The sequence below is a fragment of the Mycobacterium sp. 852002-30065_SCH5024008 genome (assembly GCF_001665645.1).
Lineage (GTDB): Bacteria > Actinomycetota > Actinomycetes > Mycobacteriales > Mycobacteriaceae > Mycobacterium > Mycobacterium paraffinicum.
Window position 1 is genome coordinate 69,038 of record NZ_LZSZ01000127.1, and the last position, 23,957, is coordinate 92,994.

Below are 23,957 nucleotides of genomic sequence, written 5' to 3' on the forward strand. Positions count from 1 at the left end.
TTGACCGCCTTCGGGCACGACACCTGGTGGCTGGTGCTGGGCAAGGCGCTGGCCATCTTCGTTTTCCTCATGCTCAACGTGCTGGTCGCGATCCTGCTCGAGCGCAAGATTCTCGGCTGGATGCAGCTGCGGCCCGGGCCGAACCGCGCGGGACCGTGGGGTGTCCTGCAGAGCCTGGCCGACGGAATCAAGTTGGCGCTCAAGGAAACCATCACGCCGGGGGGCGTCGACAAGTTCGTCTACTTCGCGGCCCCGGTCATCTCCACCATCCCCGCGTTCACCGCCTTCGCGTTCATCCCGTTCGGGCCGGTGGTGTCGGTGTTCGGGCACCGCACACCACTGCAGCTGACCGACGTCCCGGTGGCGGTGCTGTTCATCCTGGGGCTTTCGGCGATCGGCGTGTACGGCATCGTGCTGGGCGGCTGGGCGTCCGGGTCCACCTACCCGCTGCTGGGCGGGGTGCGCTCCACCGCGCAGGTCATCTCCTACGAGGTGGCGATGGGGCTGTCGTTCGCGGCGGTGTTTCTTTACGCCGGCTCCATGTCGACATCACAGATCGTCGCGGCGCAGGACCGGGTCTGGTACGTGTTCCTGCTGCTGCCGTCGTTCGTCATCTACCTGATCTCCATGGTCGGCGAAACCAACCGGGCGCCATTCGATTTGCCCGAGGCCGAGGGTGAGCTGGTCGCCGGATTCCACACCGAGTACTCGTCGCTGAAGTTCGCGATGTTCATGCTGGCCGAATACGTCAACATGATGACGGTTTCGTCGCTGGCCACCGTCCTGTTCTTCGGCGGCTGGCACGCACCATGGCCCATCAACATGTGGGCCGGCGCCAACACCGGGTGGTGGCCGCTGCTCTGGTTCACCGCCAAGATGTGGACATTCCTGTTCGTCTACTTCTGGCTGCGGGCCTCCCTGCCCCGGCTGCGCTACGACCAGTTCATGGGGCTGGGCTGGAAGCTGCTGATCCCGGCCTCGCTGGTCTGGGTGTTGATCGCGGCGGTGATCCGCACCCTGCAGAACCAGGGGTACGCGCACTGGACCCCGGTGCTGGTCGCCTGCAGCATCGTGTTCGCGACGGCGCTGGTGCTGTTGTTGCGAAAACCGTTCGCCACGCCCGGTATTCGCGCGCTGGAGCGACAGCTCCGCCGCGAGGCCAAGCAACTCCCGGCCGGACAGACCCCCACACAGGTATTCCCGACACCGCCGCTGCCGATGAAGTCCCTGGCGGCCGCGAGCAAGGAGAAAGCACGTGGCTAAGTTCTTAGACGCCGTGGCCGGATTCGGCGTGACGTTCGGCTCGATGTTCAAAAGGCACGTCACCGAGGAGTATCCGGAGAAGCCGGGCCCGGTCGCGCCGCGATATCACGGCCGTCACCAGCTCAACCGTTACCCCGACGGCCTGGAGAAATGCATCGGGTGCGAACTGTGCGCCTGGGCGTGCCCGGCCGACGCGATCTACGTCGAGGGCGCGGACAACACCGAGGAACTCCGGTATTCGCCCGGCGAACGCTACGGCCGGGTCTATCAAATCAACTACCTGCGTTGCATCGGCTGCGGCCTGTGCATCGAGGCGTGCCCGACCCGGGCGCTGACGATGACCAACGACTACGAGATGGCCGACGACAACCGCGCCGACCTGATCTACGAAAAGGACCGGCTCCTGGCTCCGCTGCTGCAAGACATGCTCGCGCCGCCACACCCCCGGGCGCCCGGCGCCACCGACAAGGATTACTACCAGGGCAACGTCACCGCGAACGGCCTGCGCGAAACCGAGAGCGCCGGGGAATCCCGGTGACTGGGGTAACGGGCCAGCTCCTGGCTTCCAATCTGGCTTCCGACACGATCGTCCGCACCTCCACCGGTGAGGCCGTGGCGTTCTGGGTGCTCGGAGCGCTGGCGCTGATCGGCGCGATCGGGGTGGTGCTGGCGGTGAACGCCGTGTACTCGGCGATGTTCCTGGCAATGACGATGATCATCCTCGCGGTGTTCTACATGATCCAGGACGCGCTGTTTCTGGGCGTCGTCCAGGTCGTGGTCTACACCGGCGCGGTGATGATGCTGTTCTTGTTCGTGCTGATGCTGATCGGCGTGGACTCCGCGGAATCCCTGAAGGAGACGCTGCACGGCCAGCGCATCGCGGCCGTGCTGGCCGGGGTGGGGTTCGGTGTTTTGCTGATCGCCGCGATCGGCGCCTCCGCGACCGGCGGCTTCGCGGGGCTGACCACCGCCAACGCGAACGGCAACGTGGAAGGGCTTGCCGCGCTGATCTTCTCCCGATATGTCTGGGCCTTCGAACTCACCAGCGCGCTGCTGATCACCGCGGCCGTCGGGGCGATGGTGCTGGCACACCGCGAGCGTTTCGAGCGCCGCAAGACGCAGCGGGAGCTCGCGCAGGAGAGATTCCAGCCCGGCGGGCACCCCACCCCGATGCCCAGCCCCGGCGTCTACGCGCGGCACAACGCCGTCGACGTGGCCGCGCTGCTGCCGGACGGTTCGTACTCGGAGCTGTCGGTGTCACCCATCCTGCGTAGCCGCGGCGCCGACGGCAAGGAAACTCCCTCGCGTCAGGCGATCAAAGGCGGCACGTCATGAATCCGGCCAATTACCTCTACCTTTCGGCCCTGCTGTTCACCATCGGGGCCTCGGGTGTGCTGTTGCGACGCAACGCCATCGTGATGTTCATGTGCGTCGAGCTGATGCTGAACGCGGTCAACCTGGCGTTCGTCACGTTCGCGCGGATGCACGGCCACCTGGACGGGCAGATGATCGCGTTCTTCACGATGGTGGTGGCCGCGTGCGAGGTCGTCGTCGGCCTGGCGATCATCATGACGATTTTCCGTGCCCGCAAATCGGCGTCGGTCGACGACGCGAACCTACTCAAAGGCTGACGACGCCAACATGACTCACTACACCTGGCTGCTGGTGGCACTGCCGCTGGCGGGTGCCGCGATCCTGTTGTTCGGCGGGCGACGCACCGACGCCTGGGGCCACTGGCTGGGCTGCGCCACCGCCCTCGCGGCGTTCGGCGTCGGCCTGAACCTGCTGAACGAGCTGCTGGGCCGCGGAGCGGACGACCGCGTGATCCACCAGACGGTGTTCACCTGGATCCCGGTCGGCCAACTGCAGGTGGACCTCGGCCTGCAGATCGACCAGCTCTCGGTGTGTTTCGTGCTGCTCATCTCGGGCGTCGGGTCGCTGATCCACATCTATTCGGTCGCCTACATGGCCGAAGACCCGGACCGCCGAAGGTTTTTCGGCTACCTCAACCTGTTCCTCGCCTCGATGCTGCTGCTGGTGGTCGCCGACAACTACGTGGTCCTCTACGTCGGCTGGGAAGGCGTGGGCCTGGCGTCCTACCTGCTCATCGGGTTCTGGTACCACAAGCCCACGGCCGCGACCGCCGCCAAGAAGGCGTTCGTGATGAACCGCGTCGGAGACGCCGGGCTGGCCCTGGGAATGTTCTTGATGTTCAGCACCTTCGGCACGCTGTCCTACGCCGGGGTGTTCGGCGGCGCACCGGCCGCCGGCCGCGGCGCGCTGACGGCGATGGGGTTGCTGCTGCTGTTGGGTGCCTGCGCCAAGTCGGCGCAGGTCCCGCTGCAGGCCTGGTTGGGTGACGCCATGGAGGGCCCGACCCCGGTGTCCGCGCTGATCCACGCCGCCACCATGGTGACCGCCGGCGTCTACCTCATCGTGCGGTCCAACCCGCTCTACAACCTGGCGCCCGATGCTCAGACCGCCGTCGTCGTCGTCGGCGCCGTCACGTTGTTGCTCGGGGCGTTCATCGGCTGCGCCAAGGATGACATCAAGCGCGCGCTGGCGGCATCCACGATGAGCCAGATCGGCTACATGGTGCTGGCCGCCGGATTGGGCCCGGCCGGTTACGCGTTCGCGATCATGCATCTGCTCACCCACGGCTTCTTCAAGGCGGGCTTGTTCCTCGGCTCCGGCGCGGTGATCCACGCGATGCACGAGGAACAGGACATGCGCCGCTACGGTGGCCTGCGCGCGGCGCTGCCGATCACCTTCGCCACCTTCGGCCTCGGGTATCTGGCGATCATCGGCGTGCCGCCGTTCGCGGGCTTCTTCTCCAAGGACGCCATCATCGAGGCGGCGCTGGGCGCCGGCGACGTCCGCGGTTATGTGCTGGGCGGGGCGGCGCTGCTGGGCGCGGGCGTCACCGCGTTCTACATGACTCGCGTCATGCTGATGACGTTCTTCGGCAAAAAGCGCTGGGCGCCAAACACCCATCCGCACGAGGCGCCCGGCCTGATGACGTGGCCGATGATTCTGCTCGCCGTCGGCTCGGTGTTCTCCGGTGGGCTGCTGGCGTGGCGGGGCACCCTGCAACGCTGGCTCGAGCCGGTCGTCGGTAAGCACGAAGAGGTGACGCACGCCTTCCCCGCCTGGGTGAGCACCGCCCTGGCGCTGGGCGTGGTCATCGTCGGGATCGCGGTGGCCTACCGGTTGTACGCGAACGCCGAAATTCCCAGGGTGGCACCGCTTGCGGTGTCACCGCTCACGACGGCCGCACGCAGGGACTTCTACGGCGACGCCTTCAACGAGGAGGTGTTCATGCGCCCCGGGGCGGAACTGACCCAAGCGCTCGTCGACGTCGACAACGCGGGGGTGGACGGTTCCGTCAATGCGCTCGCCGCGCTGGTAAGCCGAACTTCGAATCGCCTGCGGGGGCTGCAAACCGGCTTCGCCCGCAACTACGCATTGTCGATGCTGACGGGCGCCGTCCTGGTGGTCGCGCTGATCCTGGCGGTGAAACTGTGGTGAAAAATCTGCCCTGGCTGAGTATCCTGTGGCTGGTGCCGCTGGCCGGTTCGGTGCTCGTCATCGTGCTGCCGCCGGGACTGCGCCGGCTCGCCAAGTGGACCGGCCTGGTCTTCGGCGTCCTCACGCTGGCGGTCGCGATCGTCATCACCCTCGGCTTCAAGTCCGGTGGCACCACTTACCAGTTCGTCGAAAGCCATTCCTGGATACCGGCGTTCGGCGCCACCTACTCGCTCGGAGTGGACGGCATCGCCGTGGTGCTGGTGCTGCTCACCGCGGTGCTGATCCCGGTGCTGCAGGTGGCCGGCTGGAACGACGGAGGAGAACGCAGCCCTCGCGGCGTGCACGCCTATGTCGCCCTGACGCTGGCCATCGAGTCGATGGTGCTGATCTCGGTGGTCGCGCTGGACGTGTTGCTCTTCTACGTCTTCTTCGAGGCCATGCTCATCCCGATGTACTTCCTGATCGGTGGCTTCGGCGGCGGGGCCGGCAGGTCACGCGCGGCGGTGAAGTTCTTGCTGTACAACCTGTTCGGTGGGCTGATCATGCTGGCCGCCGTGATCGGGCTGTACGTGGTCACCGCGCAGCACGGTTCGGGCACCTTCGACTTCCGCGAGATCGTCGCCGGCGTCGCCTCCGGCCGCTACGGGGCCGACTCCGCGGTGTTCAAGGCGCTGTTCCTGGGCTTCATGTTCGCCTTCGCCATCAAAGCGCCGCTGTGGCCGTTCCACCGCTGGCTGCCCGACGCCGCGGTGGAGGCCACCCCCGCCACCGCGGTGCTGATGATGGCGGTGATGGACAAGGTCGGCACCTTCGGCATGCTGCGCTACTGCCTGCAGCTGTTCCCCGGCGCCTCAACCTATTTCCGGCCCCTGATCGTCGTGCTGGCCGTCATCGGTGTCATCTACGGCGCGGTCGTGGCCATCGGGCAGACCGACATCATGCGCCTGATCGCCTACACCTCCATCTCGCACTTCGGGTTCATCATCCTGGGCATCTTCGTGATGACGAGCCAGGGGCAGAGCGGCTCGACCCTGTACATGCTCAACCACGGCCTGTCCACCGCGGCGGTGTTCCTGATCGCGGGCTTCCTGATATCCCGGCACGGCAGCCGAAAGATCGCCGACTACGGCGGGGTGCAGAAGGTGGCGCCCATCCTGGCGGGGACGTTCCTCGTCTCGGCGATGGCCACCCTGTCGCTACCCGGTCTGGCGCCATTCATCAGCGAATTCCTGGTCCTGCTGGGCACTTTCAACCGGTACTGGCTGGCCGCCGCCTTCGGTGTCACCGCGTTGGTGTTGTCCGCCATCTACATGCTGTGGCTCTACCAGCGCATGATGACCGGACCGGTGGCCTCCGGCAACGAGAAGATCGGCGACCTGCGGGCGCGCGAATTGCTCGTCGTCGCACCGTTGATCGCACTGTTGTTCGTTCTCGGGGTTTACCCGAAGCCGGTGCTGGACATCATCAACCCCGCCGTCGAGAACACCATGACCACCATCGGTCAGCATGATCCCGCGCCGAGCGTGCCGGCGGTCAACCGCGCACCCCGGACAGCCGAAGGACCGCGATAATGACCCTCCCCACCCCCAGCATCGAGTACTTCCTGCTCTGCCCGACGCTCATCGTGTTCGGCGTCGCCGTGGTCGGCGTCCTCGCGGAAGCGTTCGTGCCCAGGCGGATTCGCTATGGCGCCCAGGTGACGCTGGCCCTGACCGGTTTGGTCGCAGCCTTCGTCGCGGTGATCGCGGTGAGCCGCTCCGTCCCGGCCTCCGGCCGCGCGACGGTACTGGGCGCGATGGCCGTCGACCGGCCGACCCTGTATCTGCAGGGCACGGTGCTGCTGGTCGCGGTGCTGGCGGTCATCTTCATGGCCGAACGCACGCAAGCCAAGGCGGACAGCAAGGTCGCCGCGGGAGTGGGCGCCGCCGGGCCGGTCGGCCTGGATTCCTTCACCCCGCAGGCGTCCGCGGTCCCGGGCAGCGACGCCGAGCGCGACGCGGAGCGGGCCGGGGCCGCGCAGACGGAGCTGTTCCCACTGGCGATGCTGTCGGTCGGCGGCATGATGGTCTTCCCCGCATCCAACGACCTGTTGACGATGTTCGTTGCGCTGGAAGTTCTTTCGCTGCCGCTGTACCTGATGTGCGGCCTGGCCCGTCATCGGCGCCTGCTTTCGCAGGAGGCGGCGATGAAGTACTTCCTGTTGGGCGCCTTCTCGTCGGCGTTCTTCCTGTACGGCGTGGCGCTGCTGTACGGCGCGACCGGCACGCTGCTGTTGACCGGCATCCGGGATGCGCTGGCGGCACACGGGGACACCTCGATGGCGTTGGTGGGCGTCGCGCTGCTGTCCGTCGGCCTGCTGTTCAAAGTGGGTGCGGTTCCGTTCCATTCGTGGATTCCGGACGTCTACCAGGGTGCGCCCACGCCCATCACCGGATTCATGGCGGCGGCCACCAAGGTCGCGGCCTTCGGCGCGCTGCTGCGGGTGGTCTACGTCGCGCTGCCGCCTCTGCACGATCAATGGCGCCCAGTGCTGTGGACCATCTCGATCCTCACCATGGCGGTGGGCACCATCACCGCGGTGAACCAGACCGACGTCAAGCGGATGCTCGCCTACTCCTCGGTCGCCCACGTCGGGTTCATCCTCACCGGCGTCATCGCCGACAACCAGGCGGGCCTCTCGTCCACGCTGTTCTACCTGCTCGCCTACAGCTTCAGCACCGTCGGCGCATTCGCCATCGTGGGCCTGATCCGCGATGCCGACGGCGTCGAGGACGCCACCCTGTCGCACTGGGCGGGACTCGGGCAGCGCTCACCGATTGTGGGCGTGATGTTTTCGATGTTCCTGCTGGCCTTCGCAGGCATCCCGCTGACGAGCGGGTTCGTCAGCAAGCTCGCCGTGTTCAAGGCCGCGGCGCAGGGCGGCGCGGCACCGCTGGTGATCATCGGTGTGGTGGCCAGTGGGATCGCCGCCTACTTCTACGTGCGGGTAATCGTTTCGATGTTCTTCACTGAGGCAACCGACGACACCCCCCACGTGGTGGCGCCGGGAATTTTGAGCAAGGCCGCGATCGCCGTGTGCGCCGCGATTACCGTGGTGCTTGGCATCTTCCCGCAGCCGGTGCTCGACCTCGCCGACCAGGCCGCCCAGCTGCTGCACTGAGATCAGCCGAGGAACGGGCGCACGGCCAGCACGTAAACGGCCAGGGCGGCCAGCGGTGCGGCCAGCGGCAACCACGGCAGCTGCAGCGGGAACGACGTCGCGACCAACCCGGCGAACGTGAACCCAACGGCGCCAACGGCTGTCGGCCAGCTGCCGAGCATCACACCGGCCGACCCGCCGACCGCGTGGCGGCACACCAGGTAGGCGGCGGCGCTCAGCCCCGACAGCGCGACGAACACGAGCGGCGGGTCGGACAGCACGATGGTGACCACCGACAGCAGCACCGCAAGCGTTGCGGCCGGACGAAATGCCGTCCCCGCCACCACCGCGCCCAGGGCCGTTGCCCAAGCGGCCACGGCGCGTCCGTGCGTGCCGTCGGCGGCCAAGCCGACCATCAGCAGGCCGAACGCGATTGAGAACACCGGGGCCCACAGCCGTGGCCGTGCCACCTTCTCGTCGCTAGCCACCGAGCCGTCCCCGTAGCCTGCGGCGGCGGTCCGGCAGCACACCCATGGACTGCTCCAGCCCGCTATCTCCTTGCCACGACACGATGTCGACGCCGACGGTGGCCATGTCGCGATACATGGCGGAGCGCTGCAGCGTCCACATCCGGTCCACCAGGGGATCCTGCTCGCCCTCGAACGGGGAGCTGTCGAGGATGTCGACGGCGATGACGACGTGGCCCCGCTTGCGGAGATCGATCAACGCGAGCGCGAATTCGGTATCGAGCAGCGTGGAGAACGCGATGACGATCGCGCCGGCGGGAACGGCCGCGCGCGGCGCCAACGTGCCCGTTGTCTTCTCGAATCGATCGCCGGCGCCGAGTACCGTGTCGAGGACCCGATAGAACTGGCGCTGCCCGATGTCTGCGCCCAGCCAGCGCGGGCGGTTGCCGCCCAGGGCGACGATGCCGGCGCGGTCTCCGTGCCGCAGCGCGGTCTGTACGACCTGCGCGGCGCCGCGAACCACGCGCTCGGTGGCGCGGGTCGCCGGGCCCGCCGGCTGGCGATAGGTGTCGATCAGCACCACCACGTCGGCGGCGCGGTCGGTGAGGCGCTGAGTGACGTGTAGTTGGCCGCGGCGCGCGCTCACCGGCCAATTCACCGCGCGCAGTTGGTCTCCGGGCACGTAAGCGCGAATGTCGGCGTATTCGACGCCGGGGCCGACGTGCCTGGTGAGGTGGGCACCCAGGCGGTCGAGCAGCTCGGTCTGCGGGATGGGCGTCGACTGCGGGGGCGTCAGGGGAAAGACGATGACTTCGGCGGCGTCGACGGTCGCCGTCCCGTACAGCAGCCCGCCGCGCGCGACCGCGTCGACCCGGGCCCGGATGAAGTACCGGCCCCAGCGTTGCGCCGTTGCCGCAACCCGTTTGGTCCGGCCCGAGCCCAAGTCGAGATCTTCGAGCTGCATCCCCTCCACGGGCGGAACTGTGACCTCGACCGCCGAAAACCCCGTTGCCGCACCCTCTTCCGTCGCCCAGATGCGCAGCTGCGCGCGGTCGTTTTCGAAGCACCGCTGCGCATCGGGATCGCCGTGCACGCGGATTGTCGGCACGGGTCGTTGCCAGCTGATCGAGCAGAGCACCCCCAGTAGCGGCGCCGCGAACGCGATCAGCTGCCACCGGGCGCCGATTACCGCGACCGCGAGCGCCAACCCCGCGCAGCTGGCCATCGCCCGCGTCAAGTGCGACGCGCGCCAGCGGAACTCAACCGGGGACCGGGTCACGTGTCCCCGTGGCCCGTGCGGGGCACCGGTAAGCGGCGCAACAACTCCCCGACCACGTCGGCGCCCTGAATCTTGCGCACCCACATCTCCGGGCGCAGGGTGATCCGGTGCGCGACCGCCGGGACGGCGAGCGCCTTGACGTCCTCGGGGATCACATAGTCCCGGCCGAGCAAGAGCGCGCGGGCACGGGCGAGTTGAACCAGGTCGAGCTCGGCGCGCGGGCTGGCGCCCACCGCCACCTGCGGATGGTGGCGCGTGGCGTTCGCCAGCGACACCACGTAGTGCAACACGTCCTCGTGGACGGTCACCTGCTCGACCGATTCGCGCATCGCGAGCAGGTCGTGCGCATCCACCACCTGATTGACGGTCGGTTCCACCGACCCGCGTTCGAGGCGCCGGCGCAACATCGCGGCCTCGTCGCGCTCGGACAGGTAGCGCAGTTCCAGGCGGATCGCGAACCGGTCGAGCTGCGCTTCCGGCAGCGGATAGGTGCCCTCGTACTCGATCGGATTGTCTGTCGCGAGAACGACGAAAGGCTTTGGCAGCGGATGTGTTTCACCGTCAATGCTGACCTGGCCTTCGGCCATCGCCTCGAGCAGCGCCGCCTGGGTCTTGGGCGGCGTCCGGTTGATCTCGTCGGCGAGCAACAGGTTGGTGAAGATCGGTCCCGCCCGGAACGCGAAACGACCCGACTGCATGTCGTAGATCGTCGAGCCGAGCAGGTCCGCGGGCAGCAGGTCCGGGGTGAACTGCACGCGCGTGAATTGCAGGCCTAGCGCGGCGGCGAACGACCTGGCGATCAGCGTCTTACCCAGGCCCGGCAGGTCCTCGATCAGAACGTGGCCGCGGGCGAGCACCGCGATGAGGATGAGGGTGAGCGCGGAACGCTTGCCCACCACCACCCGCTCGATCTCGTCGAGCACCGCCTCGCAGTGCGCTGTGGTTATTGCCGCCGGCAGCGTCATACCTGTTCCAACTTTCGCAGAATCTCTTCCAGCGTCGCACGGCCGGGACCGGGTCGCCGGTCGCCGGTCCGCGTGACGTTGTTCGGATTAACCCATTCCCAGAGTTCGGCCCCGAACAGCATTTGACCGCCCGCCTGATACGCCACGGGGTCTTTGGATCGTCGCTGGCCGGTCGTCATCTCGTATCTGCGCGCGAGCATCGGGCGCAGGTGCCGGTCCCAGTCCACCCGGGTCGACTCCGACCACCGGATCGTCGTCTCGGTGTTGGAAAGCCAGCGGCGCAACGAATCCCCGAGGTCGTCGGGGTCCGCTTCGGGCTCGGGTCGCATTCCGCGTCCCAGGATGCGACGGACGGTGAGCAGCACCAGGGCCAGGGCACCACCCGCGGCCGCCAGCACCAATTGGCGGTCGTGCTGCATCAACGCCAGCAGCTCGATCCCAACGATGAGGCAGATGCCCAGGGCTAGCGTCTTTTTCATACGGGACTCCGGGAGCCCAGCTCGTCGAGGACCAGCTGGAGAACGCGCACCGCCAGGTCGCGGTGCCCCTCGTTCATCACATGCGGGCTGAATCGCGCCTCGGCGAACAGGTTCACCAATTGAACGGCGTTATCGGCATGCAGCGCATGGTGTTCGACCGCCCGGGCCAATACCTCGGTCGGGGTGTCGAAGTCCTGCGGGGCTGCGCCGGGCACGTGGGCGAGTTCGCGTTCCATCGCGGCATAACAGGCGATGATCGCCTCGCGCGGCTCCCGGCTGAGATCGGTCATCTCGGCCAGCCCCCGTTCGGCGGCTCGCACCAGAGATTCCGAACGTGTCGGCGGCGCCGGAGATTCGGCGTGACCATCGATGACGGCGCCCGGCGTCGCCGCGCGCCACCGCCTGCGGGACATGACCACGGTCCCCGTGACGATGATCAGCATCATCGGGACGGTGGCGGCGAGCAGGATGCCGAACATGTCGCCGTTCTGGGAATGCGGCCGCTGCGTCGCGGGGGCGTTGCCATGCTCCGCCGACGGAGCGCCGTTCGTCTGTGGGGGCTGCGCCTGACCGACACCGTGCGGCGCCAACAGGCGGGACGCCACCATCACGATCAGCAGCCAGGCCACGATGACCGCCAACGCGATCAGCACCACGCGCCAGCTCGGCCGGCCCCTGCCGGTGCCGAGCATCTCGGACAGCTGGCCCGCTTGCGGCGCCGCCGCGCGCGGGTCGCGCAACCGCGCGATAACCGCGATCGCCACCAGCGCGAGGGTCACGCCGAGGGCGACCACCACGAATATCAGTGCCACCCGGCTGCCGGCGGCCTCGCCGCGCTCTTCGTGGTGGGCGGCAGGGAGGTAGCCCCGCAGCGCGGCGGAGACGACGAGCAGCAGCACGATCAGGGCGACGACCCGCCCCGTGGGCTTGTCAATACCAGGCATTGGCACACCACTCGTTTGTTGCGGCACTGGCCTTGCCTCATCCTGGCACGTCAGGCCGCGGGTTATCCACAGTCGGAGATCCATCCACAAAACCGCACTCGCGTGCGTATTGTCGAACGCCTGTTCGATAATGTTGGCTCGTGGGTCTACGGTTGAGCGCCGAACAGGCACGAGAGCGGATCGGCGCCGCTCTCGACGCGATCGACGTTGCCCACGATGTGTTACGGGAAACGTCGTCGGATGTGGTCGGCAACGACTGCCGGGTCGGGGTCGCCGAACGGCTGGAAACCCAGGAACGCACCAACCGGGGGCTGATGTACCGGTTCTTCGCGGAGATCGCCGACCCGCCCGATGGAAGCGGGTTCGTGCCGCGGGTGCGCGACAAGCTGTGGGCGCGGCTGCGCATCATGCCCAAGGAGATCACCCGCCGCTTCCGGCTCGCGGCCCGGATCCGGCCGCGGCGGTCGCTGACCGGTCCGCCCGTGGCACCGGAGCTCCCGGCACTGGCGGCCGCGGTGGCCGACGGTGCGGTCGGCGAGGACCACATCCGGGCGGTATGCGCGGCGGTGGATCTCCTGCCCTCCCGCGTATCGCCCTTGGATGTCGCGGACGCCGAGCGCGCGCTGGTGCGGGATGCGACCAAACTCGACGCCGGGGTCCGAGATCAACCCCGCGCACCACCCCGACGAACTCCTGCGCGGCGACCCGGATCCGCCCGCTACGGACGAGGGCTGAAGCAACCGCGCGCGTCTCGCCAAGCGGCCCCGCCCGGTGGGACACTACGATTCGTGCCGCCATACCGCGATGTCGCAGCGTTCGACGATCGTGCCGCCGGCTACGACCGCGGCTGGCGCGGGCGGCTGCATCACGAGATCGCCGACCGCACCGCGCAGCTGGCCGTGGCGACGGTCACCGCTCCCGAGTATGTGCTCGACGTGGGGTGCGGCACGGGTTACCTGCTGCAACGGCTGGCTCGCCGCTACCCGAACGCCAAGCACCTCGCCGGGATCGATCCCGCCCCTCAAATGGTCGCCGCCGCAACGGCCCTCGCGCGCGACCCGCGACTGAGTTTCACCCGCGGAGTGGCTGAGGAGCTCAACTATGCCGACCGCGCCTTCGACCTGGTCGTCAGCACCACGTCATTCGATCACTGGTCCAACCAACTGGCGGGCCTGTTGGAGTGCGCCCGGGTGCTGCGGCCCGGCGGAAGCCTGGTGCTCGTCGACCAGTTTTCGCTGTGGCTGGTGCCGACCCTGGCCGTCGGCCGTCGCGGCAAGGCCCGCACCCGCCACCGCGCCGAGAAGCTACTGCTGCAGGCGGGCTTCCAGTCCCCCAAATGGCAGCGCCTGCATGCCGTGATCATCAACGCGGTCACAGCGAAGACGCGGGCCTAGTCCGGCTCGAAGGGCCGGAAGCTGCCATCGAGCACCTGCAGATGGCCGATCGTGCGCCCGGTGACCTTCGCGGGATCGACCAGGGTCAATTCGACTGCCGCTCGGGCGAATTCGTCGGCCGCGGCGGTCTCGTCGAACTCGCGGGCATAGTAGGCCAGCCCTGGGGTGAGGATCGGCTTCGACGGTGACAGCGCATTGACCGCGATGTCGTGATCGGCGAGATCGTATGCCGCGCACTGGGTCAGATGCTCCAGCGCCGCCTTGGATCCGCCATAGCCGGGCAGCACGCCGCCGCTGCGGTCCGGGTACGGCCCGTCGCCGGGGATCCTCGATGCGACCGAGGTGACGTTGATGATCGACCCACCGCCCGCTTCGATCATGTCCGGGCTCACCAGCTGCATCAGCTCGTACGCGGCGAAGACCGCGATCTCGAAATGCCGGCGATACGCGGCGAGCGGAATGCTGACGAATCCCGGCCAGCCGGGTTTGGCGGCGCCACCCGCCGGCTGCGCGGACTTGGCGCGCGGTTCGGAGCCGGGCGCCGGGGGCCTTCCGGGCGCGGTGAAGGCCGCGTTGTTCACCAGGATCGTGATGGGTCCCAGGGCTTCTCGCGCCTCAGCCACCAGCCGGGCGATGTCCTCACGGTCGGTCAGGTCGGCCCGGATCGCCACCGCCCGTCCGCCGGCCGCCTCGATGTCGGCGACCGTCTCACCGATGGTGCCGGGCAACCGCTCGTCCCATACCTGCTCGGTGCGGCCCGCCACCGCGACGGCGGCGCCCTCCGCCGCGAGGGCCAGCGCGATCGCCCGGCCCAGTCCGCGGCTGCCGCCGGTGACGATGGCGGCCCGCCCCGCCAGGCGCCCGGTCATCGCTTCACCCCGTGCACGACGATGGCGGTGGTCTGCTCCACCCATGCATCGTCGAGTTCGTCCTCCGGGCGCAGCAGCATGCGCAGCATCGTGGCTCCCCCAATCAACTCGATCAACCGGTCCGGGTCCACGTCGGGATGCGCTTCGCCCCGGTCGACGGCGTCACTCAGCCGCACCCGCACCGTCGCGAACAGGTCCGCGAACCGCGACATCACCCGGGCGTTCAAGGCAGGATCGGCGGTCATGTCGGCCACCAGGCCCGGCAGGGCGGCGCGAACGACCGGGGTGGTGAAGACGTCGCGCGTGGCCTCGATCATCATGCGGATGTCGGCGGCGATGTTCCCGGCCGGCGCCTCCAGCGCGGTGGGCGCCACCGGGAAGGCCGCCTCGTGCACCAATTCGGCCTTGCTCGACCACCGGCGGTACAGGGCCGACTTCGTCGTTCCCGCGCGCTCGGCGACCGCCGCCAGACTCAGATTTGAATAGCCCATTTGGACAAGCAGTTCCGCGGTGGCCGATAGGATGGCCGAGTCGATACGCGGGTCCCGCGGGCGGCCGGCACCGGGGGCCTTGTCAAGGGTGGACGGGTCTGCTTTCATATCGCTACCTACCGTATCGTAATTGCCGCGCCGAAGTCTCAAAGAGAATCAAGTCCCAAAGAATGGGAGGCACCCGTGGCCAACGAACCCGTGCTGGACAAGGTCGACCGGCTGCAGCGCTCCAGCCGAGACGTCACGACGCTGCCCGCCGTGATGTCGAAATGGCTGTCGACCGTCCTGCCCGCCGGAGCGATCCCGGAGGTGACGGTCGAGAGCGGCGTCGACTCCACGGGCATGTCGTCGGAAACCATCATCCTCTCTACTCGCTGGCAAGAGGGCGGGAAGCCCGTCGAGCAGAAACTCGTGACCAGGGTTGCGCCCGCCGCCGAAGACGTGCAGGTCTTCCCAACCTACCGGCTTGACCACCAATTCGAAGTCATCCGAAAGGTCGGCGAACTCACCGACGTACCCGTCCCGCGGGTGCGCTGGCTCGAGCCCACCGGCGAGGTGCTGGGCACCCCCTTCTTCGTGATGGATTACGTCGAGGGCGTGGTCCCGCCCGACGTCATGCCCTACACCTTCGGCAACAACTGGTTCGCCGACGCCCCCGCCGAACGTCAGCGCGAGCTGCAGGACGCAACGGTTGGGGTGCTGGCCAAGTTGCATTCAATCCCCCACGCGGAGAACACCTTCGGCTTTCTCTCCGACGGCCAAGACGGCGACACCGCGCTGCACCGACACTTCAACTGGGTGCGGTCCTGGTACGACTTCTCGGTCCCCGACATCGGCCGCTCGCCGCTGCTGGAACGAACCTTCACCTGGCTGGAGGACAACTGGCCGGCCGAATCGGCCGCGCGCGAGCCCGTGCTGCTCTGGGGCGACGCCCGGGTGGGCAACGTGCTGTACCGCGACTTCCAGCCGGTCGCGGTGCTGGACTGGGAGATGGTCACGCTCGGGCCCCGGGAGCTCGACGTGGCGTGGATGATCTACGCGCACATGGTGTTCCAAGAACTGACCGGCCTGGCGGGCCTGCCTGGCCTGCCGGAGGTGATGCGCGAGGATGACGTCCGCGCCACCTATCAGCGACTGACCGGCGTGGAAGTGGGCGACCTGCGCTGGTTTTACGTGTATTCGGGCGTCATGTGGGCCTGCGTGTTCATGCGCACCGGCGCGCGCCGGGTGCATTTCGGCGAAACCGAGAAACCCGACGACGTCGAGTCGCTGTTCTACCACGCCGGATTGATGAAACGTCTTATCGGAGAGGAGCAATAATGCTTGGCCCGCTCGACGAGTTCCCGGTACATCAGATTCCGCGGCCGATCGCCTGGCCGGGTCCGTCGGACCGCAATTTCTACGATCGCTCCTACTTCAACGCCCATGACCGCACCGGAAACATCTTCGTCATCAGCGGCATCGGCTACTACCCCAACCTCGGCGTCAAGGACGCGTTCTTCCTCGTCCGGCGCGGGGACACCCAGACCGCGGTGCATCTGTGTGACGCCATCGACCAGGACCGGCTCAACCAGAACGTCAACGGCTACCGGATCGAGGTCATCGAGCCGTTGCACAAGCTACGCCTGGTCCTCGACGAAACCGACGGCATCGCAGCCGATCTCACCTGGGAGGGACTGTTCGACGTCGTGCAGGAGCAGCCGCACGTCCTGCGGTCCGGCAACCGGGTGACGCTGGACGCGCAGCGGTTCGCCCAGCTCGGCAGCTGGAGCGGCCGCATCGCCGTCGACGGCGAGGAGATTCCTGTCGACCCCGCGACCTGGCTCGGCAGCCGCGACCGGTCGTGGGGCATCCGGCCGATCGGCGAGCCGGAGCCGGCGGGCCGGCCCGCCGACCCGCCGTTCGAGGGCATGTGGTGGCTGTACGTGCCGATGGCGTTCGACGACTTCGCCATCGTGCTGATCATTCAGGAGGAGCCCAATGGCTTCCGTTCGCTCAACGACTGCACCCGCATCTGGCGCGACGGCCGCGTCGAGCAGCTGGGCTGGCCGCGGGTGAAGATCCACTACCGCTCCGGCACCCGCATCCCCACCGGAGCGACCATCGACGCCACCGCCCCCGACGGCACCGGAGTCCACTTCGACGTCGAGTCCAAGCTGCCGGTGCCCATTCACGTCGGCGGCGGCTACGGCGGCGACTCGGACTGGCTGCACGGCATGTGGAAGGGCGAGAAGTTCGTCGAGCGCCTGACCTATGACATGACAGACCCGGCGATCGTCGCGCGGTCGGGTTTCGGCGTGATCGACCACGTCGGCCGGGCGGTGTGCCGCGACGGCGATCGCGAGCCGGTGGAGGGCTGGGGCCTTTACGAACACGGCGCGCTGGGCCGCCACGACCCCTCCGGGTTCTCCGACTGGCTCACCGTCGCCCCCTAGTCAGCCCGCGAACGTCGAGGAGTTCCGGGATTCTCGGGCCATCTCGCGCAACAAATCGACGTTCGCGGGTGTCGGGCAATTGCCCGACGAAATCGCGGAAATTGGGGTTGACTGGTGCGCGTGCCAAATCCGCCGTGGATTGTCGACGTTGTCGTGGTCGGCGCAGGCTTTGCTGGACTCGCCGCGGCGCGCGAGCTGGCCCGCCAGGGACATGACGTGGTCGTCTTCGAGGGCCGCGACCGCGTCGGCGGCCGGTCGTTCACCGGCAGCGTGGCGGGCTTACCCGCCGACCTGGGGGGCACGTTCGTCGGCCCGACCCAGGACGCGGTCCTGGCGCTGGCGGCCGAACTCGACGTCCCCACCATCCCGACCCACCACGACGGCAAGAATGTGATCCACTGGCGCGGCTGGACGCATTCCTATCGCGGCACCATCCCCAAGCTTTCGCTGTCCGGGCTGCTCGACATCGGCCGGTTGCGTTGGCAATTCGACCGGATCGCCCGCAGCATCCCGCTGTCGGCCCCGTGGGACGCGCGCCGGGCGCACGAGCTCGACGGCGTGTCGCTCGGCGGCTGGCTGCGCTCGGTACACGCCACCGCGTCGTCGCACGACCTGCTGGCGATCGTGTCCCGGGTGACCTGGGGATGCGAACCCGACGACGTGTCGATGCTGCACGCGGCCCGGTACACGCACGCCGCCGGCGGCCTGGACCGGCTGCTCGACGTCGAAAACGGTGCCCAACAGGACCGTTTTCCTGGCGGCACCCAGCAGATCGCCGAGGCCGCGGCCGCCGAGCTGGGCACCCGGGTCGTGCTCAACGCGCCGGTCCGCCGCATCGACCGGCACGGCGCCGGGGTGACGGTCACCACCGACGTCGGCCAGGCGGAAGCCGGATTTGTCGTCGTCGCGGTCCCGCCCGCCCACCGCGCAGCCATCGAATTCGCTCCCCCGCTGCCCGCCGAGTACCAACAACTCGCCCAGCACTGGCCGCAGGGCCAGCTCAGCAAGGCCTACGCGGCTTATTCCACACCGTTTTGGCGGACCAACGGCTTCTCCGGCCAGGCGCTGTCCGACACCGGGCCGGTTTTCATCACCTTCGACGTCAGTCCGCACGCCGACGGGCCGGGCGTCCTGATGGGCTTCGTCGACGCGCGCACCTTCGACTCGCTCTCGCCCGAGCAGCGTCGCCATGACACGTTGCGCTGCTTTGCGACGCTGTTCGGTGACGACGCCCTGAAGCCGCTCGACTATGTCGATCATCGTTGGGGCGCAGAACAATTCGCGCCCGGCGGTCCCACCGCCGCGGTCCCGCCGGGCTCGTGGACACGGTTCGGGCCGTGGCTGCGCGAGCCGGTCGGCCCCATTCACTGGGCCGGGACCGAGACCGCGGACGAATGGACCGGGTTTCTCGACGGCGCCGTCAGGTCCGGCCAGCGGGCGGCCGCCGAGATCACCGCCTTGCTATGAACTGATCCGCACGTCCTGGGTCACCGACTCGGCGAGTGCCCGCAGGTGGCGGTTCACCTCGCGTGGGTGCTCCAGCATCGAGCAGTGGCCGCCGGGCAGCTCGACCAGGCCGATGACGTTGGGCGCCGTGCCCGCGATCCTGCGGGCCTGGCTGATCGGGGTCAGCCGGTCGCGTTCGCTGCCGATGACCAGCGTCGGCACCGTCAAACCGTCCAGTTCCAGGTATCGCGACCCCAACGCGGCGACCAGCATCCTGGCGCAACCGGCGCGCCCCGCGGGCGATGTCTGTTCGAAGAACTGGTGGACGATCCTGGCGACGTTGGGGTCGGCTTCCTTGCCCACCGCCAGCATCCCGACCAGATAGCGGCTCGGGATGCGGGCCGCGGTGGGGATCGGGAACCCGCCGAACGCGTTGATCAGCGCGCGGCCGGCGGCCACTCGGGCCGGCGACAGCCCGCGCGGCACCGACAGCAGCTGCACCTTGCGGACCAGATCCCCTGTCGTGGTGTTGATCAGCGCGACGGCGTCGGCGCGCCGGCGAACCATGTGGCGGTAGCGCGCCGACCATGCGGCGATGGTGATGCCGCCCATGGAATGGCCGGCCAGCACGGCGCGCTCGTGCGGCGCGAGCGTCGCATCCAGCACCGAATTCAGGTCGGAAGCAAGGTGTTTCAGGCTGTACCCGTTACGCCGGGGCATGCCGCTGCGCCCATGGCCGCGGTGGTCGTAGGCGATCACCCGGTAGTCGTTGGCCAGGTCCGCGATCTGGTAGGCCCAGGCGCGGATGGTGCATGTGATGCCGTGCGTCAGGACAATCGGATAGCCGTCGGGCGGCCCGAACACCTCGGCGTGCAACCGGGTGCCGTCGGTCGCGTGGACGGCCACCGTCTGGCTCGGGGGCAACATGTGGGGGTAGGGATCGACTGCGCGACCCGATCGTCGAGCACTCATCGCCGCCTCCCCCTCCAACGCGGCCTCGTCGCCGCAGTTAAGGACTCGCGCAAGTTTATCCCTAAGGTCCGTTCGGATTCGGTAAATCCGGCAAACCGTTTTCGATGTGAGACGCTAACACCCGTGTACCCGATGTCCCGTCGGGAATTCATCGCGGCTACCACGGGCGTGGTCGGCGGTGGGCTGATGGCCGCCTGCGCTCCGAACCATCCGCCGTCCGCGCGCCCGCCCCGACCGGATACCCGGTCGGTGCTCGTCATCGGCGCTGGGATGGCCGGCCTGTCGGCCGCCCGCAGCCTCGCCGATGCGGGCTGGCCGGTTCGTGTGATCGAAGCCCGCGACCGCATCGGCGGCCGGGTGCACACCGACCGCGACTGGGGCGTACCGCTCGAGATGGGCGCGTCGTGGATCCACGGCACGGCGGACAACCCGCTGGTGCAGCTGGCGCGCCAAGCGGGGGCTCAGTTGGTCACGACCGACTATTACAGCTGGGCCAAGCTCGTGATCGATCCCAAACTTCCACCGCTGGACTACGACCCGACACTATGGCGCGTGTTCGTGGAACGGGCACGTTACCAAGTCGACGCCGGCAGCCTGGCGGCCGCCGTCAACGCCGCGGCAGGCGGCGAAGCGCTGTCCACCTCGGACCGCGCCCAGTTGGCCTTCTATCTCACCACCGAGATCGAGGATGAGTTCGCTGCCGACGCGGATCAGCTGTCCGCCATCACCTTTGACGAGGGCGACTACAGCGGCGGCGATCAGGTTGTCATCACGAACGGCTACGACGCTCTGCCGAAGCTGCTCGCCGACGGGTTGCGGGTCGAGCTGAACACGCCGGTGACGGCGATCGCGCGACGCGACGACTCCGTCGTCGTCCGGACAAAAGATCGGACTTACCAGGGACCCGCCGCAATCGTCACCGTCCCGCTCGGCGTGCTGAAAGCCGGTGCTATCGCTTTCAATCCGCCCCTCCCCGACTCGTACCGCCGCGCGGTCGATGCCCTGGGCTTCGGCGTGCTGTCGAAGAGTTTCTTCCGGTTCAACCGGCGCGGCTGGACGGTGGACAACGCTTTCTATCAATACCTCGCCGCCGACCGCGGCCCGTGGGCCCAGTGGTTCAGCCTCCCGGCGGCCGCGGGCCCAATCATATTGGCATTCAATGCCGGCGACCGCGGCCGCGCCGTGGAGGCCTCCTCGGCCCGGGATCTGATGACCGCCGCGCTGCCGATCGCTCACCGGCTGTTCGGCGATGACACCTCCCCGTTCGAGGTCAAGACATCGGACTGGAGTGCCGACCCACATGCGCGCGGTGCCTACTCTTTTCACGCCCCCGGCTCCGGTCTGGATGACCGGCGCCGACTGCAGGAACCGATCAGCGACCGGCTTTATCTGGCGGGCGAAGCGGTCGGCGTCACCAATCCGGCCACGGTGCACGGCGCCATGGCCAGTGGCCGGCACGCCGCCGACCAGTTGATGCGCCGCTTGGGTCGTTAGGAAGCAAGCCCGCGGAGCCGCGTCGACGCGTCATCCTGCGGTTCGTGCTGCCGGGCCGGGCCCGACACCAACCGTCGGCGGGCCGATGTGACGCCTTCGATGTGCGCGAGGGCCGCAGGGACCGAGTCGGCCATGGGCAGGCCGAGTTCGGGCAGGACCCGTGTGAGCCGGCGCAGCGCCACGCCGCTGACGATGCAGCACCGCAGCCCGGCGTGCCGATGCTCCTCGCTGAGCACCAGCAGCGTTCGCAGACCCGAGGCGGCAAGGAATTCCAGGCCGGCGAGGTCGAGGACCAGCGGGGCCCTGAGCCGCGAAAAGCGGCGAATGGCCTCGGCAATGAGGGCGGTGTTGGATGCGTCGACCTCGCCTTCGAGGCGCAAGATGGTGGCCACACTACGGGCGTGAACATCGATTTGCGCTCCGGCGCAATCGATTTGGTAACGGCTGCGGGGTTGTCCGAGCAGCCCGGGTGTATGTCGATCGGGTGTATGAAGATCGGTTGAAGCAGTCATGTTGAGTGCGCCCTTCAAGGGGATTGGAGTGAGCAGGGCGAGCGACGACGGTGTCCGAATGGCGCCCGTTTATAACGGCAGCTGGGGACTCAACCTGGCTACAGCCTACCGGCTAGAGCGGTCGGCCGTACGCACAAGCGACGCCGCGGGCCCACCGGGTGACCCGGAATCGGAGCTCAACCAGGCGGTTTCGCTTTCACTCTGGGTGCGAAAAACATCTTTCGGCGTGTTGGTCACAATGACATGACGCGCCGGCGACGCGCGGTCAACGCGGTGGGCCTGACCTGGGGTTTAGCGGCGTATCGCCATCACGGCCGAGGGGTCAGATGCCGGAGCGTGGTGTGCGGGCTCTGGCCGTACGTCTGCCGATACAGCACCGCGAACCGGCCGGTATGCGCGAACCCCCAGCGCTGGGCGATGTCCGTGACAGTGGTGTTGGATGGCGCCCCGGCCAACAGCTCTTGATGGGCGCGGTTGAGACGCACGCGGCGAATGTATTCCGTTGGGGTGCTGGCAAGTTGGCGGCGGAACAGGTACTGCACCGCCCTGGGGGTCAAATGCACGGCGGCCGCGACGTCGTTGATGCTGACGTCCTCAGCGGCGTGACGATGAATGAAAGACGTGGCGTCCTTCAGCGTTTCGGGGAGCGCGGGCTCGTTGGCCAGGTCCTGCTCGGTGATGTTGGACGGATAGCACTCGAGCAGCGCGCCGGCCAACAGCGGAGTCTGCGCATCGATAGTGCGGAACTGGTCGTGCCGAAGCGCTGACGCCGACCCGCCCGCATCGCTCGCGAGTTCAGCGTCGACTGCGGCTTGGCCCGCTTCGGGCGGTCGTCCGACTGCGTCGGCGAGCACGCCGGTGCCGGTGTTGTCGGTGGCGCTCATCATGGTCGTCATAGTTGGCGTCCCCAGAGGGCTACGGTGTCATCATTGCATCACCGGACACCCGATGACTGCAAGCGTTGCGGTGCCGAACGCGGGGCCCCCACCTGTTGGTAGATGTTCTGCGAGTCAAGCGCAATCCTGTCCCAGGCGTAACGGGACAGCGCGCGGCTGCGGCCCGCCGCACCCATGCTCTCGCACTGGAAGCTCTGCGCCAGAAGGCTTCTCAAGGTAGCTGACAAGCTACCGGGAATTTCCGACGGGAGCACCAGCCCGGTGATATTGTCGACCACGGCGTCCTTGAGCACCCCGACGCCGAAGGCCACCACCACCACGCCACTGGCCATCGCTTGTAGCACCGTTGTCGCGCGCGGTGGCTGGCGCGGCGTGCACGCGACCACGTCCGCGGACCGCAGCAGCATGGGCAGTTCGTCGCCGGCGACGGTGCCCGCGAACCGGACTCGCTCGGCCACCCCCAACTTGGCGGCCTGCTGTTGCAGCCTGGCCCGCGCCCCGTCGTGGTCGGGGTTGGTGGCCTCGGTCTCAGCAATCACCAGCTCAGTGGCCGGAACCCTGGGCAGCGCCCGGACAGCGATGTCGAAGCCGTTGCACGGCATGGGGTTTGGCGCGAGGCAGAGGACGCGATGCAGGTCGCTCCGGGCCAGTGCCGGGCCGCGGGAGTCGTATCGCTCCACGTCGACCCCGCTGGTCAGAGCGGACACCCGGGCGCGGCTGCGGCGCAACCGGCTCAGGGCATCGACGTCGTCGGCGCTCTCCCCCGTCACCCACGTCGCGCTGCGCGCCAGTAGCGGTTCGATTCGAGGCCGTTCGCTGTTCGGTGCCGATCCGACGGCGCCGCTGCGCCCACTCGTGGCGGCCAGTCCCAGAAAACTCTGAACGGTCGGCACCTTTAGCCGCCGCGCGGCCAGCTGGGCGGCCAGACCGCCGAGCCACCCGTACGCGTGCACCACGTCGGGCGCGTCGGCCGCCCACTGGCGGGTGAGCGCCCCCGCCCAGTCGCCGATGTACGGCAGCACCTCCGAGGCCGAAGTTGCCCCGCGGGGGCCGACGGTCACCGCTACGGTGCGGTGGCCACCGGTGTGGTTTCCCGCAGCTCGGCGGCCTTTGCGCCGGACGAACCCGGTGACGTCGTGCCCCCGGGACGCGAGCGCGGCGCACAGTTCCTGTGGGTCCTCACCGACGACGTCGTCGCCGCTGACGATCGCGATCCTCACTACCGAACCCCTTCGTCGCCCTTGACGTGGTGGCGTACCCGGCCCGGCATCGACGAAACGGGCCCCCCGACCTTCGCCGGCCGCGCGCCCATTTCGCATTGGGGATAACCACGGCGCCCGGCGCGCCGGTGCCCGAGCCGCAGCCGGACAACGGCAAGCCGGTA

21 protein-coding genes and 2 pseudogenes are annotated in these 23,957 nt (G+C 68.3%); 12 read left to right on the forward strand and 11 right to left on the reverse strand.

The annotated features are described in order from the left end of the window. From nuoH to nuoN, 7 genes and pseudogenes are all read left to right on the forward strand, one after another. A complete protein-coding gene (gene nuoH / locus A5781_RS16430) occupies positions 1-1,263 on the forward strand; it encodes an NADH-quinone oxidoreductase subunit NuoH (RefSeq protein ID WP_067208396.1) in 1,263 nt (420 codons plus the stop codon). Continuing rightward, positions 1,235-1,801 (forward strand): annotated as a pseudogene (nuoI, locus tag A5781_RS16435) (NADH-quinone oxidoreductase subunit NuoI); the annotation flags it as partial. The gene nuoH and the pseudogene nuoI, both read left to right, overlap by 29 nt. A gap of 20 nt (positions 1,802-1,821) precedes the next feature. Next, positions 1,822-2,598: an NADH-quinone oxidoreductase subunit J gene (locus tag A5781_RS16440; RefSeq protein ID WP_067208393.1), complete on the forward strand. Its 777-nt coding sequence runs from the start codon at positions 1,822-1,824 to the stop codon at positions 2,596-2,598. After that, on the forward strand, positions 2,595-2,894 hold the full coding sequence (gene nuoK / locus A5781_RS16445; protein ID WP_007168303.1) for an NADH-quinone oxidoreductase subunit NuoK: 300 nt from the start codon (positions 2,595-2,597) through the stop codon (positions 2,892-2,894). Before A5781_RS16440 ends, nuoK begins: the two co-directional genes overlap by 4 nt. A gap of 10 nt (positions 2,895-2,904) precedes the next feature. Further along, a complete protein-coding gene (gene nuoL / locus A5781_RS16450) occupies positions 2,905-4,791 on the forward strand; it encodes an NADH-quinone oxidoreductase subunit L (protein ID WP_067208272.1) in 1,887 nt (628 codons plus the stop codon). Beyond that, on the forward strand, positions 4,788-6,362 hold the full coding sequence (locus A5781_RS16455) for an NADH-quinone oxidoreductase subunit M (RefSeq protein ID WP_197503864.1): 1,575 nt from the start codon (positions 4,788-4,790) through the stop codon (positions 6,360-6,362). Before nuoL ends, A5781_RS16455 begins: the two co-directional genes overlap by 4 nt. Next, the gene (nuoN, locus tag A5781_RS16460) at positions 6,362-7,951 is read left to right on the forward strand and encodes an NADH-quinone oxidoreductase subunit NuoN (protein WP_067208277.1); all 1,590 of its coding nucleotides are present in this window, start codon (positions 6,362-6,364) and stop codon (positions 7,949-7,951) included. Before A5781_RS16455 ends, nuoN begins: the two co-directional genes overlap by 1 nt. A 2-nt stretch (positions 7,952-7,953) precedes the next feature. On the opposite strand, the gene A5781_RS16465 is transcribed toward nuoN, so the two are convergent. The 5 genes from A5781_RS16465 to A5781_RS16485 all read right to left on the reverse strand — a co-directional run bounded on the left by A5781_RS16465 (position 7,954) and on the right by A5781_RS16485 (position 12,064). After that, the gene (locus tag A5781_RS16465) at positions 7,954-8,346 is read right to left on the reverse strand and encodes a hypothetical protein (RefSeq protein ID WP_231990735.1); all 393 of its coding nucleotides are present in this window, start codon (positions 8,344-8,346) and stop codon (positions 7,954-7,956) included. A 64-nt stretch (positions 8,347-8,410) separates the two neighbouring features. Continuing rightward, on the reverse strand, positions 8,411-9,622 hold the full coding sequence (locus A5781_RS16470) for a DUF58 domain-containing protein (RefSeq protein WP_156624724.1): 1,212 nt from the start codon (positions 9,620-9,622) through the stop codon (positions 8,411-8,413). 50 nt (positions 9,623-9,672) lie between these two features. Beyond that, a complete protein-coding gene (locus A5781_RS16475; protein WP_067208285.1) occupies positions 9,673-10,641 on the reverse strand; it encodes a MoxR family ATPase in 969 nt (322 codons plus the stop codon). Further along, entirely contained in the window at positions 10,638-11,120 is a 483-nt protein-coding gene (locus tag A5781_RS16480) for a hypothetical protein (protein WP_067208288.1), read from the reverse strand. Before A5781_RS16480 ends, A5781_RS16475 begins: the two co-directional genes overlap by 4 nt. Beyond that, a complete protein-coding gene (locus A5781_RS16485) occupies positions 11,117-12,064 on the reverse strand; it encodes a DUF4129 domain-containing protein (protein WP_067208292.1) in 948 nt (315 codons plus the stop codon). Before A5781_RS16485 ends, A5781_RS16480 begins: the two co-directional genes overlap by 4 nt. 140 nt (positions 12,065-12,204) lie before the next feature. Between A5781_RS16485 and A5781_RS25900 the strand changes: the two genes are divergently transcribed. Beyond that, complete coding sequence (locus tag A5781_RS25900) at positions 12,205-13,458, forward strand: methyltransferase domain-containing protein (protein WP_197503865.1); 1,254 nt, start codon at positions 12,205-12,207, stop codon at positions 13,456-13,458. On the opposite strand, the gene A5781_RS16495 is transcribed toward A5781_RS25900, so the two are convergent. Both A5781_RS16495 and A5781_RS16500 read right to left on the reverse strand, forming a co-directional pair. After that, the gene (locus A5781_RS16495; protein WP_067208295.1) at positions 13,455-14,327 is read right to left on the reverse strand and encodes an SDR family NAD(P)-dependent oxidoreductase; all 873 of its coding nucleotides are present in this window, start codon (positions 14,325-14,327) and stop codon (positions 13,455-13,457) included. The two genes, A5781_RS25900 and A5781_RS16495, sit on opposite strands and share 4 nt — an antisense overlap. Then, the gene (locus A5781_RS16500; protein ID WP_067208297.1) at positions 14,324-14,926 is read right to left on the reverse strand and encodes a TetR/AcrR family transcriptional regulator; all 603 of its coding nucleotides are present in this window, start codon (positions 14,924-14,926) and stop codon (positions 14,324-14,326) included. Before A5781_RS16500 ends, A5781_RS16495 begins: the two co-directional genes overlap by 4 nt. Before the next feature lie 75 nt (positions 14,927-15,001). On the opposite strand from A5781_RS16500, the gene A5781_RS16505 reads away from it, so the two are divergent. The 3 genes from A5781_RS16505 (at position 15,002) to A5781_RS16515 (ending at position 18,720) form a co-directional block, all read left to right on the forward strand. Next, entirely contained in the window at positions 15,002-16,138 is a 1,137-nt protein-coding gene (locus tag A5781_RS16505; RefSeq protein WP_067208300.1) for a phosphotransferase family protein, read from the forward strand. Next, positions 16,138-17,253 (forward strand): hypothetical protein, encoded by a 1,116-nt coding sequence (locus A5781_RS16510; RefSeq protein WP_067208303.1) that lies wholly within the window; start codon positions 16,138-16,140, stop codon positions 17,251-17,253. Before A5781_RS16505 ends, A5781_RS16510 begins: the two co-directional genes overlap by 1 nt. Before the next feature lie 120 nt (positions 17,254-17,373). Further along, positions 17,374-18,720, forward strand: a complete 1,347-nt coding sequence (locus A5781_RS16515) for a flavin monoamine oxidase family protein (RefSeq protein WP_067208402.1) — start codon at positions 17,374-17,376, stop codon at positions 18,718-18,720. Here the strand turns inward: A5781_RS16515 and A5781_RS16520 are convergent. Then, positions 18,715-19,671 (reverse strand): alpha/beta fold hydrolase, encoded by a 957-nt coding sequence (locus tag A5781_RS16520; RefSeq protein ID WP_067208306.1) that lies wholly within the window; start codon positions 19,669-19,671, stop codon positions 18,715-18,717. The two genes, A5781_RS16515 and A5781_RS16520, sit on opposite strands and share 6 nt — an antisense overlap. Positions 19,672-19,803: 132 nt before the next feature. Here A5781_RS16520 and A5781_RS16525 point away from each other — a divergent pair, with 132 nt between their 5' ends. After that, entirely contained in the window at positions 19,804-21,165 is a 1,362-nt protein-coding gene (locus tag A5781_RS16525) for an NAD(P)/FAD-dependent oxidoreductase (RefSeq protein ID WP_067208404.1), read from the forward strand. On the opposite strand, the gene A5781_RS16530 is transcribed toward A5781_RS16525, so the two are convergent. From A5781_RS16530 to A5781_RS16540, 3 genes and pseudogenes are all read right to left on the reverse strand, one after another. After that, entirely contained in the window at positions 21,162-21,677 is a 516-nt protein-coding gene (locus A5781_RS16530) for an STAS domain-containing protein (protein ID WP_082939391.1), read from the reverse strand. The two genes, A5781_RS16525 and A5781_RS16530, sit on opposite strands and share 4 nt — an antisense overlap. Positions 21,678-21,985: 308 nt before the next feature. After that, positions 21,986-22,396, reverse strand: a pseudogene (locus A5781_RS16535) (helix-turn-helix transcriptional regulator); the annotation flags it as partial. A gap of 215 nt (positions 22,397-22,611) precedes the next feature. Beyond that, positions 22,612-23,793 carry a glycosyltransferase gene (locus A5781_RS16540; protein ID WP_067208310.1) on the reverse strand — a complete coding sequence of 394 codons (1,182 nt, stop codon included), beginning with the start codon at positions 23,791-23,793 and terminating at the stop codon, positions 22,612-22,614. Positions 23,794-23,957 lie beyond the last annotated feature (164 nt).

Bases quoted from the DNA above. Each gene is read 5' to 3' on its own strand.
- nuoK (WP_007168303.1), top strand. From the start codon at position 2,595: ATGAATCCGGCCAATTACCTCTACCTTTCGGCCCTGCTGTTCACCATC.
- nuoL (WP_067208272.1), top strand. From the start codon at position 2,905: ATGACTCACTACACCTGGCTGCTGGTGGCACTGCCGCTGGCGGGTGCC.
- nuoN (WP_067208277.1), top strand. From the start codon at position 6,362: ATGACCCTCCCCACCCCCAGCATCGAGTACTTCCTGCTCTGCCCGACG.
- A5781_RS16465 (WP_231990735.1), bottom strand. From the start codon at position 8,346: ATGGTCGGCTTGGCCGCCGACGGCACGCACGGACGCGCCGTGGCCGCT.
- A5781_RS16470 (WP_156624724.1), bottom strand. From the start codon at position 9,622: ATGGCCAGCTGCGCGGGGTTGGCGCTCGCGGTCGCGGTAATCGGCGCC.
- A5781_RS16475 (WP_067208285.1), bottom strand. From the start codon at position 10,641: ATGACGCTGCCGGCGGCAATAACCACAGCGCACTGCGAGGCGGTGCTC.
- A5781_RS16480 (WP_067208288.1), bottom strand. From the start codon at position 11,120: ATGAAAAAGACGCTAGCCCTGGGCATCTGCCTCATCGTTGGGATCGAG.
- A5781_RS16485 (WP_067208292.1), bottom strand. From the start codon at position 12,064: ATGCCTGGTATTGACAAGCCCACGGGGCGGGTCGTCGCCCTGATCGTG.
- A5781_RS16495 (WP_067208295.1), bottom strand. From the start codon at position 14,327: ATGACCGGGCGCCTGGCGGGGCGGGCCGCCATCGTCACCGGCGGCAGC.
- A5781_RS16500 (WP_067208297.1), bottom strand. From the start codon at position 14,926: ATGAAAGCAGACCCGTCCACCCTTGACAAGGCCCCCGGTGCCGGCCGC.
- A5781_RS16510 (WP_067208303.1), top strand. From the start codon at position 16,138: ATGCTTGGCCCGCTCGACGAGTTCCCGGTACATCAGATTCCGCGGCCG.
- A5781_RS16520 (WP_067208306.1), bottom strand. From the start codon at position 19,671: ATGAGTGCTCGACGATCGGGTCGCGCAGTCGATCCCTACCCCCACATG.
- A5781_RS16525 (WP_067208404.1), top strand. From the start codon at position 19,804: ATGTCCCGTCGGGAATTCATCGCGGCTACCACGGGCGTGGTCGGCGGT.
- A5781_RS16530 (WP_082939391.1), bottom strand. From the start codon at position 21,677: ATGACTGCTTCAACCGATCTTCATACACCCGATCGACATACACCCGGG.